Here is a 14,760-nt window from a genome sequence, read left to right as displayed (position 1 = left end):
TATGAATAAAGTACATGGAATTGTTCTTACTTTCAATAAGTTTGTGCAATGTTTCACAAAAAGGACATACATACATTAAGAAAACGTTTACAAAAGGTAGTATAATGGAATTTTTTCTGGACATTGCGAGGAAGAAAGGAAAAAGAAAAAGCGCTGTAATTACAGCGCTTTTTCGTCTAAATTCTTTTCCACTTTTACTTCTACTTCTTTTGAGAAGAACCAACCACCAACTGCGATTCCGACTAATACAATCCAGAATGTAAGCTTCCACGGAGTGGATTCTGGGAATGAATGTGGAATTACATTTAATGCAGGATGTGCTAATGTATAAACTGCTAGCTTCACACCAACCCAACCTACAATTAAGAATGCTGCAGTTTCAAGCCCTGGTTTACGTTTTAAGATTTGTACGAAAGCAGTTGCTGCAAATCGCATAATGATTAATCCGATAAGTCCACCTACAAAGATAACAACGAATTGCCCAGTATCAAGACTACCAATTGTACCTAGTCCTGTTTTTGGTAAAGTCATTGCTAGTGCAACAGCAGCTAAAATTGAATCAACTGCGAAGGCGATATCAGCAACCTCAACTTTAAATACAGTCCACCAAAAGTTCTCTTGTTTTTTCTTTGCTTCTTTTTCTTCAGTTTCTTCATCTGTATTCTTTTTAACATATGTTTTAAATAAGTGATTACCAGCGATAAACATAAGGTAGATGGCACCGATTGCTTGCACTTGCCATACATCGACTAAGAACGAAATCATAAATAACGATCCAAATCGGAAAACGAATGCCCCCGCTAATCCGTAAAATAGTGCTTTCTTTCGTTTTTCTTCTGGTAAATGTTTTACCATAATTGCAAGAACAAGAGCGTTATCAGCCGCCAAAATCCCTTCAAGTGCAATTAGGATGAGTAATACCCAACCATACTCCAATAATAATGATACATCCATGTACATTCTCCTCTCATCTCTATAACTTCTAAATAAGTGAAGAATTTCCCCACTATTTAGTTTCCCCATACTCCTGCCTATTAACTTTGGGAGAATCTGGAAATGAATGCAAAAAAGACCTCTGCCGTTAATAGGCAAAGGTCTTGCTAGACATATGTAATAAAAATGCCAACAAAGCCGGAAGAACTAAGTTCTACGTAATGACGACTTTGTTTCCAAGATATATTCTTGGACGCTACTCCCCTTTGGAGATATGTTATTGTATTCTCATTATATGGATAATTTATACGGTTGTCAACCTGTTAAAATATCTTCATTCGGATATTTTATTTTTCGGTTCTTTTTACGAGCAAATGAAAATGCCAATGTTAAAGGACCCATTTTCCCAAAAAACATCATAAAAATAATAATCGCTTTTCCAATTATAGTTAAGTGGGGTGTTAAGTTCATACTGAGGCCAACAGTCCCAAATGCTGAAAATACTTCGAAAGCACTCATCAATAGAGAAACTCGTTCAGTAATACTCAAAATTAAAATAGCAAAAAAGATAAATGAAATAGAAATAATAGTAATGGTTAATGATTTGACAATGAGAGTATCTTTAATGGATTTTTTAAATACGACAATATCTTCTTGTTGTTGTAAAAATTTAAATACGCCAAAAAATATGATTAAAAATGTTGTTAACTTAATCCCCCCACCCGTTGAAGCACTACCAGCACCAATAAACATAAGTAGCATCATTAATAGCAGGGAAGGTTTTGACAATGTAGAAATATCAACTGTATTAAAACCGGCAGTTCGCGTTGAAATTGCTTGGAAATAAGAGGCCATTCCTTCTTCAAATGGGGTAAACCCTCTCATAGAAAGGGAGTTATGGAACTCGAATATAAAAATAAAAAGGGTAGCAATAATGTTGATGATTAGAGTAGAAGAGAGCATAAGTTTTGAATGTAGTGTAAGGTTTTTAAAGTTTTTCTTTCTTTTTATGTCTACGATCACTGTAAAACCAATTCCACCTAAAATGATGAGAGAGGAAATGACGAAATTGACAATAATGCTATGAGAATGGGACATTAAATTATCGCTCCACACAGAAAAACCAGCATTGTTAAAGGCTGAGATTGAATGGAAAAAACTATAATAGATCCCTTTGGTAACCCCGTATTTTGGTACCCAATCAAAAGAAAGAATTAAAGTAGCGATACATTCGACTGTAAAAGAGAATAAAAATAATGCTTTGGCAAGACGGATGACGCCGCCTATATTCGTTTGATTTAATGCTTGTTGCAGTAAAATCCGATTTTGAAGACCGATTTTTCTTCCGAGCATAATCGCAATTAAGACAGCAAAGCTCATAATACCAAGCCCGCCAACTTGTATAAGCGTTAAAATGATACATTGTCCAAACAAAGTAAATACTTTTCCAGTGTCCACAACACCAAGCCCTGTAACCGTACAAGCAGAAACTGTTGTAAATAAAGCATCGAGCCATGAAATAGACGTTGTTGTAGCAATTGGAAGCTTTAATAAGCATGTACCTATAATTGATAACATGATAAAAGACAAAGTAAGAACGCGGGGAGGACTCATACGAATGTTAATCCGTTTCATGTTATATATCGTTCCTTTCTGTTTGCTCTTACTAGTATGTGAAAAAGTCCGATTATGTATGTGAAAAATAGAAAGAGGCAGAGAATATCTGCCTCTAAGCCATATGTTATATTATTATCCACGTAATTGTTGTTGAGCTAAAGAAACAAGACGTTTTGTTACTTCACCGCCAACTGATCCGTTAGAACGAGATGCTGTATTAGACCCTAAGCTTACGCCGAATTCTTGTGCAATTTCATATTTAAATTGATCAAGTGCTTGTTCAGCACCTGGAACTAGTAATTTGTTTGTTTTTGCCATGATGATACACATCCTTATGAGTAATCCAGTCCAGATAAGTACTTATCTGAATTGGTACTGTTATTTTATGTGGAACCGGCGTGCTCATACGCGGAAGTAATCGGTGTGATTAGAAGTTATTGGATAGAAAAAAGAGTAGCAAATTTGCTACTCTTTTTTTAGTATTGTCGCTGTACCTTCCACGACAATATCATCCGATTGATTATATATATTTGTTTGCAACGTAATGATTTTTTTATCGTCACGCTTCTTAATAACCTCTGCCACAACGCGAAGTGTATCACCGATTTTGACAGGGGCACGGAATGAAACATTTTGGGATAAATAAATCGTATTTTTGCCTGGGAGTTTCGTTCCAAGGATGGTAGAAATAAAACTCGAAACGAGCATACCATGGGCAATACGTTCTTTAAACATTGTCGTTTTCGCAAAAGAATCTAAAATGTGAATAGGATTCACATCTCCAGTCAATTTTGCAAAATTGATAACATCTTCATCTGTAATTGTTTTTGTAAGGGATGCTTGATCACCGACTTGAATCTCATCATAGCGAAGCTCCGGAACAGTTTGTGCTTCTTGAAATGGATTCATTTTGTCCTCCTTCTTTTCCATATCGAAAAATGTTAGCCATCTTGATGTAGTAGGAGGAAGAAAGAGTTTTGTTTGTGCTGCGGTTAGCTCCCACATTTTTCTTACTTGATGGAAGTAAATAGATTTTTTGAGTTTTCCTCGAACTTTTTTGCGAGTTCCAACTGTTTTGACTTGAACTCTTCCAAAAAACCCTCTAACTGTTTTTGAGCCTCTTCACGTTGTAATTGTTGTTGTTCAATAAATTGTTTTGTTGTTTCTTCAAATTGACCGCTTGTTTGTGTAAGAATTGACAAAGAAGTTTTTGTAGGAGAAACGGTAAGCTGATGCATATGAGCAGAAAGTTCTTTCCATTTGTCTTGCCACTCGTTAATTTGATCATTTAAGGAGTTTCCAGTTAATTGTTTCACGTAATCTGTATATTGGTTATTGAACTGAGCAGTGAGTTGTTGTAGTTCTTTTTCTAGTTCATCTACTCCTGATGTTAACTTATGCAAAGCGTCTTGTTGTTGTTTTAATGTTTCTAAAGTAAGTTGCTCTAACTGTTTCCCAGCTGAAGAGAAAAGGGAAAGTGATTGAGACCAGTTTTTCCAAAATGCATCGACTAATTCGTATGGTTTAGTTTCCATTGTTTGACCCCCAAATGTTTTTTTGCATATTGTGAACGCAGATTACTCTGCTGTACCACCAGGTGAAGATGAAGAATCCTTTTCATCCTTTTCTGGAGAAGTAGAAAATGGAAAGAATGCATTGGTGTATAACGTGAAAAACGTTCGCAACATATTTTGATAATGTTCAAAAGAAGTCGCACATGTTGTTAAATATTGCTCTCCATATTCAGTTAAAGAATAAATTCTTTTTGCTGGCCCTCCATCGCTTGTATCCCAAGTAGAAGAAATAAGGTTTTCTTTTTCTAACTTGCGTAGTGTTCTATAAACATTACCTTGGTCAACAGAAGAAAAGCCGATATCCATTAGCATTTGAATAAGTTTGTAACCATGAAGACTCCAGTCTTTTAGACAGAGAAGTAAGAAGGGAACTAAGAAGTTTTTTGGCATGGAGTTTGGTTGTTTCGCTTGGTTGCTCTCCAAACTTTCGCGTTGTTCTGGTTCATTTTGTAGCATGATTGTGCATCACCTCATGAATCAGTTAGATGGAATTTTTTGCTTATAAGTGCAATTTACACCTATCTGTTTTTAAAGTCAACACATTTGTTAGAAAATAGAAAAAAATAAAATATAGACTTGAAGTTTTATTCAGAATATTAGAAAATAGTGAATAGGTTGAATTGTTTCAAAAACGAAAAAAGGAGTGTAGGTAAAGTGATTGATCAAAAATTCGATCCACTACAAGCATGGAAAAATGCTTATGAACAAACCGAAACATTTTGGGGAAAAGCGCTCAATGAAACAATTAAAACAGAAGAATATTCTGCTTGGATGGGCAGCGTTCTAGATTTGAATTTGTTTTATCAAAAAGCATTAAATGATACGACAAAAAGCTATTTAGAACAAGTAAATGTGCCGACGAAAGAGGATATCGCAAGAGTGGCTACGCTTGTTATTAACTTAGAAAATAAAGTAGATAACATTGAGGAGTTTCTAGAGGAGAAAGTAGATTCTTTAGGACAAGCTCCTACATTAAAGCGTGATGTGACGAAAGTAAAACAAGATATTCGTACGCTTGAAACAAAAGTAGATCAAATTTTAGAATTGCTAGAAAAGCAAAATGCAGAACTAGCTAAACTACAAGTACCTGTAAAAGAAGAGGTAAAGCCTGCGAATAAACCAGAAAATAAAAAATGATAAAAGCGCTTGTTTATAACATGTAAAAGAGAGAGGGAGAATCTCTTTTCGTGTATAAACAGCGAAACATAATTATATATGGACTCTATAGTATGAGTACCAAAATGATTCATAACAATCGTTCACAAATTCATTTAAGGGGGAAAAGAAATGGTTCAATTAAATGGAAAAGTAGCAATCGTAACAGGTGGAGCAAAAGGAATTGGAAAAGCAATTACAGTAGCATTAGCACAAGAGGGAGCGAAAGTAGTTATTAACTATAATAGCAGTAAAGAAGCAGCTGAAAATTTAGTAAATGAATTAGGAAAAGACGGACATGACGTTTATGCAGTGCAAGCGGATGTTTCTAAAGTAGAAGATGCAAACCGACTTGTAGAAGAAGCTGTGAATCATTTTGGTAAAGTTGATATTCTTGTTAATAATGCTGGTATTACAAGAGATCGTACATTCAAAAAGTTAAATCGTGAAGATTGGGAGCGCGTAATTGACGTGAATTTAAGTAGCGTATTTAATACGACAAGCGCGGTTCTTCCATACATAACGGAAGCAGAAGAAGGAAGAATTATTAGCATTTCTTCTATTATTGGTCAAGCAGGTGGATTTGGCCAAACAAACTACTCAGCAGCAAAAGCGGGTATGTTAGGATTTACAAAATCATTAGCGTTAGAACTTGCAAAAACAAATGTCACTGTAAACGCTATTTGCCCAGGATTTATTGATACTGAAATGGTAGCAGAAGTACCAGAAGAAGTACGTCAAAAAATCGTTGCAAAAATCCCGAAAAAACGTTTTGGTCAAGCTGATGAAATTGCAAAAGGTGTAGTATACCTATGCCGTGACGGTGCGTATATCACAGGTCAACAATTAAACATTAACGGCGGATTATATATGTAATGAAGTAAGAAAAAAGTGCATATCCATAGCAGGAATGCACTTCTTTTTTTAGAAGGAAATCGACCAAAAAGGAGATAGAAAAATGACTACATTCGCAACAGAATGGGAAAAGCAATTAGAGCTATACCCAGAAGAGTACCGAAAAGCATACCGCCGAGTGAAAAGGGCGAGTGAAATTTTATTACGTGAACCAGAGCCCCAAGTCGGATTAACGCCGAAAGAGGTTATTTGGACGAAGAATAAGACGAAGCTTTATCGCTACATTCCAAAACAAGAAAAAACACAAAGAGTTCCAATTCTATTAATATATGCTCTTATTAATAAACCATATATTATGGATTTAACTCCTGGAAATAGTTTAGTGGAATATCTAGTGGATCGTGGTTTTGATGTGTATATGCTTGATTGGGGCACATTTGGTTTAGAAGATAGTCATTTGAAATTTGATGATTTCGTGTTTGATTATATTGCAAAAGCAGTAAAAAAAGTAATGCGAACTGCAAAATCGGACGAGATTTCTTTACTTGGTTATTGCATGGGTGGAACGCTAACTTCTATTTATGCAGCACTTCATCCGCACATGCCAATTCGTAATTTAATTTTCATGACAAGTCCTTTTGATTTCTCTGAAACAGGATTGTATGGCCCTTTATTAGATGAGAAATACTTCAATTTAGATAAAGCGGTTGATACATTTGGAAATATTCCGCCAGAAATGATTGATTTCGGAAACAAAATGTTAAAGCCAATTACGAACTTTGTTGGTCCATATGTTGCTTTAGTAGATCGTTCAGAGAATGAGCGCTTCGTCGAAAGCTGGAGATTGGTTCAAAAGTGGGTTGGTGATGGTATTCCGTTCCCAGGTGAATCATACAGACAGTGGATTCGTGATTTTTATCAAAATAATAAGTTGGTTAAGGGTGAACTCGTTATTCGCGGACAAAAGGTAGACCTTGCAAATATTAAGGCGAATGTCTTAAATATTTCCGGGAAACGTGATCATATCGCTTTGCCATGTCAAGTAGAAGCATTACTAGACCATATTTCTAGCACAGATAAACAATATGTATGTTTACCAACAGGGCATATGTCTATCGTTTACGGTGGAACAGCTGTAAAACAAACATATCCGACGATTGGAAATTGGCTTGAAGAGCGTTCTAATTAAAAATAAAAAAATCCAACTAGCCTATGTTAGTTGGATTTTTTTATGAAAAATAACAAAACATAGAAAGGAGAAATTTATATTTTAGGAGTATAATTATGAAACTTATGATGGGTAAGTTGTTTTGGAATACAGGAGTTTCTGTACCTTGTTATCCACTGTTAGAAAATGATATGATATGTGATGTGCTCGTAGTTGGAAGCGGCGAAGCCGGTGCTCATATAGCGCATTCGTTAGCGAAAATTGGCATGAGTGTTACACTTATTGAAAAAAGAGCAATTGCGTGTGGTAGCACAGCTGCTAATACAGGTTTACTACAATTTCTTCATGATAAATCGTTAACCTCTCTTATCCATACATTTGGTAAAGAAAAAGGGGTACGAGCATATAAGCTTTGTTATGAAGCGCTAAGAACAATGGAAGAGGTTATACCGACTCTTGATATTAATCCCCATTTTATTCCGCGAAATAGTTTATATTATGCAAGTAAAAGTGAGGATGTCTCATTTTTACAAGAGGAATATAATACGTTACAGAATTATGGATTTCCAGTTGAATATTTTACAGAAGCTGATATTAAGAAACGTTATTCTTTTGCAAAACAAGCAGCGTTATATACGCAAGGTGATGCTGAGGTGAATCCGTATTTACTAGCGTATAGTTTTTTGCATAAAGCAAACCAAATGGGAGCTAATATATATGAACATACAGAGGCAATACATATAAAAAAACGCAAAAATGATTTAATTTGTTACACGAAAACAGGAAATCAAATTGTAGCAAAGAATATTATTATGGCGACAGGTTATGAGGCGCTTTTTGGAAAGAAAGAAAAAAATACAACAGTAGACACCTCTTATGCAATTGTAACAAATGAAATAGATCAATTTGAAGGCTGGCATGAGCGATCGTTAATTTGGGAAACGGCACGGCCTTACTTATATTTTCGAACGTATCGAAACCGCATTATTGTAGGCGGATTAGATGAAGCGCTACAAATTCAAACAATTGGTGATACGAAATTATTGCATAAGCGTGATATCCTTATTAATATTGTAAAAGAGATGTTCCCGCAGTATAAAAATATACAGGCAGACTACTATTGGGCAGCCGCATTTGGTGGTACTCATGATGGTCTCCCCATTTTAAAAGAAGACGAAAAGATACATAATTTGTTTTATGCATTGCCGTATGGAGGTAATGGAACTGTATATGGAATGGTCTTTGCCAAATTATTTGAGCAGTTATTTACAAATAAAGAAAGTAAAGATTTTTCTTTATTTAATCGATAGAAAAAAGGTAGCGAAGTGATGGAATGAGAGATATAAAAAAGTTTTTACAAAAATTACGTCCTGTACAACTCATCGTTTTGTTTTATTTATTAGCGGTAGTTGTATCGGTGATATTGCTTAGTTTACCGTTTGTTACGAAGCCTGGTGTGAAATGGACATTTATAGATGCGCTTTTTACATCGGTTAGTGCGGTAAGTGTTACGGGACTGTCTGTTATTACGATTTCAGATACGTTTACTACAGCAGGAATTATTGTTTTAGCCCTTATTTTACAATTAGGCGGCTTAGGAATTATGGCGCTTGGGACATTTGTTTGGATCATTACGGGGAAAAAGATTGGTTTGCAAAGAAGAAGATTAATTATGGCAGACCATAATCAAGGAAATTTATCGGGTCTCGTAGAATTGATGCGTTCTATTTTAATTGTAATTATTTCAATAGAACTTATTGGAGCAATCTTATTGGGGACAAGATTTTTACTTTACTTTCCGACTTGGCAAGAAGCTTATTTTCACGGTTTCTTTGCAGCTGTTAGTGCCACTACGAACGGCGGATTTGATTTAACAGGACAATCATTAATTCCGTATAAAAAAGATTATATTGTTCAAATGATTCATATGTTACTAATTATTTTAGGAGCGATTGGTTTCCCTGTGCTAATGGAAGTGAAACAATTCCTTAGTAAAAGGAGACAACAATTATTCCGTTTTTCATTATTTACAAAATTGACGACAACAACATTTTTTGCACTCGTTGTTGTTGGTACAATTATGATTTTTTTACTGGAGAGAAATCATTTTTTAGTAGGAAAGTCATGGCATGAAACTGTATTTTATACATTATTCCAATCTGTGACGACGCGAAGTGGTGGACTTGCAACAATGGATATACGTGAATTATCACAACCGACGCTTTTATTTATGAGTATATTAATGTTTATAGGGGCATCTCCAAGTTCGGTTGGGGGCGGAATACGTACAACTACATTTGCTGTTAGTATATTGTCACTATACACCTTTGCAAGGGGCGGTAGAACAGTTAGAGTCTTCAAACGTCAGCTACATGAAGAGGATGTACTGAAAGCATCTGTCGTTATGACGATGGGGATTTTGTTATGTGCTACTGCGCTATTCATTTTATCTATTACGGAAAATGTACCGCTTATGAGCTTAATTGTTGAAGTTTGTTCTGCTTTCGGAACGACGGGACTATCAACAGGTGTTACGCCTGATTTAACAACTGTTGGGAAACTTGTACTTATTGTGCTTATGTTTATCGGACGCGTTGGTATTTTAACATTTATTTTAGCTAGTGGTGGAAGGGAACAACCACCTCGCTATAAATACCCGAAAGAGCGGATTATTATTGGATAGTATGAAACCATTCTACCTACGTTAGGTAGAATGGTTTTTTAGTCGTTAATGCCAAATTGTGGATGCATAAAAGCTTCATTTTTATTATCCACTTCGTTTTTTAGTAACTCTTGATTTTCTTCTGAAATCCACCCAATATCATTTGTCGGATGGATCCACTCATCGCCAGCCATAATGGCAGGATCTACTTCATCACTCCAATTGTTAAGCGGACTGTTCTCGGAATTATATTTACTGTCTCCAATTACAACATTATATTGATTCACAAAAGGTTGTTGCATCGTTTTTCCTGTTCCTTTAAAAGATGGAAAATTCATTTGATGCGGGAGCGTTTCGTCTAAAATGGGTGATTGAATCTTTTCTTTTTTCTTCAAAATTATCGCTCCTTTTTATAATGATTTCTTCATATGTAGTATTTCCATCTAACGCCTCTTATGTACTTGTTAACACTTGCCAGTAATAATTATTTTAAGTTGTTTCAAACTAGAGTAGAAAGTGATTTCTTGAGAGCAGGTGAATGTATTGGTAAAAAGAAAAGTGAAACAAAATGCGGCAATCAATAATAATAAAACTCCGAAAGAAAGCTTACCAGATGCAGAATTTGCATTAGAGTATGAAGGAGAAAATAGCGCAAAGTATGCGAATCGTAATTCAAAAAAAGGGAAACAAAAATGAGGCGTTTTTTACAAACGCCTCATTTTTTTGTGGGATTATAAAGGTTTTTTTAATTATTTGTAAATTTAGTGTTTTCTATTAGCAGAAAAATGCGAAAAAACATAGAAGTAGCAACGTATTACACAAAAACAAACAACAAACAAAAGATTAATGTTGGTTTAATACTGCTTTTACACTAGTTGTTTATATTTGAGTTGTACATAAGATTTGTAAAAGGAGAGAGAAACAGTGAAAAAAACAATCTTTAAAGCTGTAGCGACTGGAATGGTATTTTCGTTATTAATGGGGTGTGGTGCAAAGAAGGAAGAAAGTGCTGGAGCGAAAGTGAAAGATGACAAATTATCTGGATCATTAACTGTTTACACAGCAATTGAAGAAGAGCTTGTACCAATTTATCTTGATTCCTTTAAAAAGAAATATCCTGATGTGAAATTGAACATTGTACGTGATTCAACAGGAGTTATTACTGCGAAATTACTAGCTGAAGGGAAAAATACACAAGCCGATGTTGTATGGGGAACTGCGGCATCAAGTCTATTAGCTTTAGATAAAAAAGATATGTTAAAAGGATACTCTCCAAAAGGAGCAGATCGTGTTCTTCCACAATTTAAAGATGATAAGCAACCTGAAAAATGGGTAGGAAATACTGCATTTATGACGGGGATTGCTGTAAATAAAGAAGAGTTAAAGAAGAAAAATTTACCGATGCCAGAATCATATGAAGATTTAACGAAACCAGAGTATAAAGGAACACTTGTTATGCCACATCCAGCATCATCTGGAACAGGATTTTTAACAGTTTCTGCATGGCTACAAATCATGGGTGAAGATAAAGGCTGGGATTACATGAAGAAACTTCATGATAATATGGCAAGTTATACGCATTCAGGATCAAAACCAGCGAAATTAGCAGGAGCGGGTGAATATCCAGTTGGCGTATCAATGGTTTATAGTGCTTTGAAAGAGAAACAAAAAGGTGCACCAGTTGAAGTTGTATTGCCGAAAGAAGGATTAGGTTGGGAAGTAGAAGCGAACGCACTTATTAAAAAAGATAATGCAAAAAATGAAAAATTAGCGCAAGCATTTTTAGATTGGGCGATTACTGATGATGTAATGAAGTTATACTTCGAGAAAAATGGATTTGCGACAATTAAAAATGATTATAAACTTCCAGATGGATTCCCTAAAGATGTAACAGAAAAGTTATACAAAAAAAATGACTTTAAGTGGGCAGCAGAAAATCGTGACAAAATTTTAGAAAAATGGGAAAAAGAGTTTGGCCAAAAAGCAGAACCGAAAAAGTAAGTGAGTGGGAGAGAGAAAAAATGAGCGAATATTTATCAATTCAACACATTCAAAAACAGTTTGATGCATTTACAGCGTTAAAAGATATTTCTTTTACTGTGAACAAAAATGAGTTTGTATGTTTATTAGGCCCAAGTGGTTGTGGGAAAACGACATTGCTTCGAATTTTAGCAGGTCTAGAAGAGGCAACAACAGGTAGTATAGCTGTGAATGGAAAAGATATTACAGCATTACCTCCTGGAAAGAGAAACTTCGGAATGGTGTTTCAATCGTATGCATTATTTCCGAATTTAACAGCACTTGAAAATATTGAATACGGCTTAAAGACAAAAAAATATGGAAAAGCAGAAGTAAAAGAGAAAGCGCTAGAGGCGTTAAAACTTGTAGATTTACTGAATGTAAAAGATAAATATCCTGCTCAAATGTCTGGTGGACAACAGCAGCGAGTGGCACTTGCACGTGCGCTCGCTCTGTCTCCAGATATTTTGTTACTTGATGAGCCGTTATCTGCTTTAGATGCGAAAGTACGTGAAAAGTTACGTAGAGAAATGCGTGATTTGCAAGAGAAAGTAGGAGTAACAACTATTATGGTCACGCATGATCAAGAAGAGGCATTAACGATGGCTGATAAAATTGTTGTAATGAATCATGCGGAAATTATGCAGATTGGAACACCAGAGGAGATTTATCAAAGACCAGCCAATCCGTTTGTGGCAGATTTTATTGGTTCTATTAATTTCTTTTCGAAAAATAACGAAGAGCATGCAATTCGTCCTGAACATGTAACAATTGTACAAAAGGACGGTATTAAAACAGTTGTGGAAAGTATGGAATTTCGTGGATCTGTATATCGAACGGAAGTGCGAGTCGTAGAAGAAAACACACACCTTTATAATGAGAAAATTGTAGTGGATATATTAGCATCAGAAGTAGAAGTAGCTGATATTAGAAAAGGAAAGCCGATTCAAATCTCTTTCTCAGAAAATCATATGTTGTCATATGGAAAGAAGGTCATTGTATAGATGGAGATGTTAGAAAACTACAAGGTAGAAAGTGCGAAAAAAAAGATTAAGAGAAGTATAGGGAAAGAGGAATGGATCCAAAGGCTTGTAATTATCGGTATGATTCTTTCCTTCCTTGTCATACTTGTATTACCACTATTACAACTATTTACACAAGCTTTTTATAATAAAGATGGAGTTTTCATTGGTTTAGCGAATTTCAGTAAATATTTTACAACACCAACTTTAGTTCAGTCTTTACAAAATACGGTATGGATTTCGGGCGCAACAACAATTATTTCAGTTTCAATTGCATTCGTTTACGCATATGCAATTGCCCGTACGAATGTTTTTGGAAAGCGTGTATTTCAGTATGTAGCGTTATTACCATTGTTTGCACCAACGATGATGCACGGTATAGCACTTACATATTTATTTGGTAATCAAGGGCTAGTAACGAAAGGAATGTTTGGGTTATTTGAAGGTATACAAATCCCTTTATATGGACCAGTAGGAATTGTAATAGCTGAAGTTATGTATACATTTCCGCAAGCCTTTCTCATATTACTAATTGCCTTTCAAGGATCCGATTATCGTTTATATGAAGCTTCTAATATGCTAGGGGCGAGTAAAACAAAACAATTTTTCACGGTTACTTTACCTAGTGTAAAGTACGGATTAATTAGTGCAATGTTTGTTGTGTTTACACTTAGTTTCACTGATTTTGGGGCACCAAAAATTGTTGGTGGACAATATAATGTGCTTGCTACTGACGTATACAAACAAGTAATTGGACAGCAAAATATGTCGATGGGTGCAACAGTTGGAATGATTTTATTAATCCCAGCTATATTCGCATTTGCAGTTGATCGTATTACGCAAAGAAAGCAGGCGAATTTCTTATCTTCAAAAGCAGTACCATACAGAATAATAGCTAATAAGAAAAGAGATGTCATCTCATTCATATACTGTAGTGTGATTACATTTATGATCATTCTGTTATTTGTGGCAGTTGGTATTGCTGCAAGTGTGAAAGTATGGCCATATAATATGAGTTTTACATTTGAGCATTTTAATTTTTCGAGTTTAACAGGAGATGGACTTGAAGCATTTAAAAATAGCGTAATTGTTTCAGCAGTTACAGCAGTTATTGGGGCGATTTTAACATTTGTATTTGCATATGCAATTGAGAAAATAGACCAGCTACAATTCTTCCGAAAAACAGGTTACTTTTTCTCTATCGTTCCTTTAGCCATACCAGGTTTAGTACTCGGATTAGGATATGTCTTTTTCTTTAGTCAACCAACGATTCAAATTTTGGGACTATCAGTAACGAACCCGTTTCATTCTTTATACGGAACAATCGCTGTGTTAGTACTAGTAAATATCATTCATTTTTATTCTGTAACATTTGTCACGGCAACGACTGCTTTAAAGAAATTAGATCGAGAGTTTGAGCTTGTTTCGCAGTCGATGGGTATTCCGTTTTATAAAACATTCTTTAGAGTAACGGTACCAATGTGTTTACCAGCAATTTTAGAAATGGTAATGTACTACTTCGTAAATTCAATGGTAACTGTATCGGCAGTTGTATTCCTATATGCAGCTGATTTTAAACTAGCTGCCGTATCAATCGTAAATATGGATGATGCAGGAAATGTGGCGCCAGCAGCTGCAATGAGTGTGCTTATTGTTGTTACAAATATTGTAGTAAGAGTTGTATATGAATGGGGAACGAAAGCACTTCGTAACCGAACTTCACAATGGCAAAAAAGATAAGTAAGAAAGGTGATG

General features: G+C 35.2%; 16 protein-coding genes and 1 riboswitch. Of the genes, 9 read left to right on the top strand and 7 right to left on the bottom strand.

The features are described from left to right. Positions 1-159 precede the first annotated feature (159 nt). The 6 genes from B9A45_RS23300 to phaQ all read right to left on the bottom strand — a co-directional run bounded on the left by B9A45_RS23300 (position 160) and on the right by phaQ (position 4,580). On the bottom strand, positions 160-954 hold the full coding sequence (locus B9A45_RS23300; RefSeq protein WP_000383326.1) for a TerC family protein: 795 nt from the start codon (positions 952-954) through the stop codon (positions 160-162). Between the two features lie 82 nt (positions 955-1,036). Further along, positions 1,037-1,210, bottom strand: a riboswitch (yybP-ykoY riboswitch). A 38-nt stretch (positions 1,211-1,248) separates the two neighbouring features. Beyond that, positions 1,249-2,568 carry a TrkH family potassium uptake protein gene (locus B9A45_RS23295; RefSeq protein WP_000822327.1) on the bottom strand — a complete coding sequence of 440 codons (1,320 nt, stop codon included), beginning with the start codon at positions 2,566-2,568 and terminating at the stop codon, positions 1,249-1,251. Positions 2,569-2,682: 114 nt separating this feature from the next. Beyond that, complete coding sequence (locus B9A45_RS23290; protein ID WP_001140707.1) at positions 2,683-2,868, bottom strand: alpha/beta-type small acid-soluble spore protein; 186 nt, start codon at positions 2,866-2,868, stop codon at positions 2,683-2,685. A 147-nt stretch (positions 2,869-3,015) separates the two neighbouring features. Continuing rightward, a complete protein-coding gene (locus B9A45_RS23285) occupies positions 3,016-3,459 on the bottom strand; it encodes a MaoC family dehydratase (RefSeq protein ID WP_001067916.1) in 444 nt (147 codons plus the stop codon). A 101-nt stretch (positions 3,460-3,560) separates the two neighbouring features. Continuing rightward, on the bottom strand, positions 3,561-4,085 hold the full coding sequence (gene phaP, locus B9A45_RS23280; RefSeq protein ID WP_000448594.1) for a polyhydroxyalkanoic acid inclusion protein PhaP: 525 nt from the start codon (positions 4,083-4,085) through the stop codon (positions 3,561-3,563). A gap of 42 nt (positions 4,086-4,127) precedes the next feature. Further along, positions 4,128-4,580 (bottom strand): poly-beta-hydroxybutyrate-responsive repressor, encoded by a 453-nt coding sequence (gene phaQ, locus B9A45_RS23275; protein ID WP_000939955.1) that lies wholly within the window; start codon positions 4,578-4,580, stop codon positions 4,128-4,130. Between the two features lie 198 nt (positions 4,581-4,778). Here phaQ and phaR point away from each other — a divergent pair, with 198 nt between their 5' ends. From phaR to B9A45_RS23250, 5 genes are all read left to right on the top strand, one after another. After that, positions 4,779-5,261 (top strand): polyhydroxyalkanoic acid synthase subunit PhaR, encoded by a 483-nt coding sequence (gene phaR, locus B9A45_RS23270; protein WP_000566957.1) that lies wholly within the window; start codon positions 4,779-4,781, stop codon positions 5,259-5,261. Positions 5,262-5,411: 150 nt separating this feature from the next. Then, complete coding sequence (locus tag B9A45_RS23265) at positions 5,412-6,155, top strand: acetoacetyl-CoA reductase (RefSeq protein WP_000250407.1); 744 nt, start codon at positions 5,412-5,414, stop codon at positions 6,153-6,155. An 82-nt stretch (positions 6,156-6,237) separates the two neighbouring features. After that, positions 6,238-7,323, top strand: coding sequence for a class III poly(R)-hydroxyalkanoic acid synthase subunit PhaC (gene phaC, locus B9A45_RS23260; protein WP_000206336.1), 1,086 nt, complete (start codon positions 6,238-6,240; stop codon positions 7,321-7,323). 95 nt (positions 7,324-7,418) lie between these two features. Next, positions 7,419-8,612, top strand: coding sequence for an NAD(P)/FAD-dependent oxidoreductase (locus B9A45_RS23255; protein ID WP_000772518.1), 1,194 nt, complete (start codon positions 7,419-7,421; stop codon positions 8,610-8,612). Positions 8,613-8,635: 23 nt separating this feature from the next. After that, positions 8,636-9,985, top strand: a complete 1,350-nt coding sequence (locus tag B9A45_RS23250; RefSeq protein ID WP_001204707.1) for a TrkH family potassium uptake protein — start codon at positions 8,636-8,638, stop codon at positions 9,983-9,985. Between the two features lie 38 nt (positions 9,986-10,023). Here the strand turns inward: B9A45_RS23250 and B9A45_RS23245 are convergent, their stop codons facing one another. Continuing rightward, on the bottom strand, positions 10,024-10,359 hold the full coding sequence (locus tag B9A45_RS23245; RefSeq protein WP_000726028.1) for a DUF3905 domain-containing protein: 336 nt from the start codon (positions 10,357-10,359) through the stop codon (positions 10,024-10,026). Positions 10,360-10,507: 148 nt separating this feature from the next. Between B9A45_RS23245 and B9A45_RS32305 the strand changes: the two genes are divergently transcribed. The 4 genes from B9A45_RS32305 (at position 10,508) to B9A45_RS23220 (ending at position 14,745) form a co-directional block, all read left to right on the top strand. Continuing rightward, complete coding sequence (locus B9A45_RS32305) at positions 10,508-10,660, top strand: hypothetical protein (protein ID WP_000240799.1); 153 nt, start codon at positions 10,508-10,510, stop codon at positions 10,658-10,660. A gap of 228 nt (positions 10,661-10,888) precedes the next feature. Continuing rightward, positions 10,889-11,965, top strand: a complete 1,077-nt coding sequence (locus tag B9A45_RS23230; protein WP_000750895.1) for a putative 2-aminoethylphosphonate ABC transporter substrate-binding protein — start codon at positions 10,889-10,891, stop codon at positions 11,963-11,965. Between the two features lie 20 nt (positions 11,966-11,985). After that, positions 11,986-12,987 carry a putative 2-aminoethylphosphonate ABC transporter ATP-binding protein gene (locus B9A45_RS23225; RefSeq protein WP_000006190.1) on the top strand — a complete coding sequence of 334 codons (1,002 nt, stop codon included), beginning with the start codon at positions 11,986-11,988 and terminating at the stop codon, positions 12,985-12,987. Further along, entirely contained in the window at positions 12,988-14,745 is a 1,758-nt protein-coding gene (locus tag B9A45_RS23220) for a putative 2-aminoethylphosphonate ABC transporter permease subunit (protein WP_000425518.1), read from the top strand. Positions 14,746-14,760: the final 15 nt, after the last annotated feature.

Source organism: Bacillus sp. JKS001846 (genome assembly GCF_900176455.1).
In the GTDB taxonomy this organism is placed as follows: Bacteria; Bacillota; Bacilli; order Bacillales; family Bacillaceae_G; genus Bacillus_A; species Bacillus_A cereus.
The sequence above is the reverse complement of the archived record's forward strand: the minus strand, read 5'-3'. Positions and strand labels throughout refer to the sequence as shown.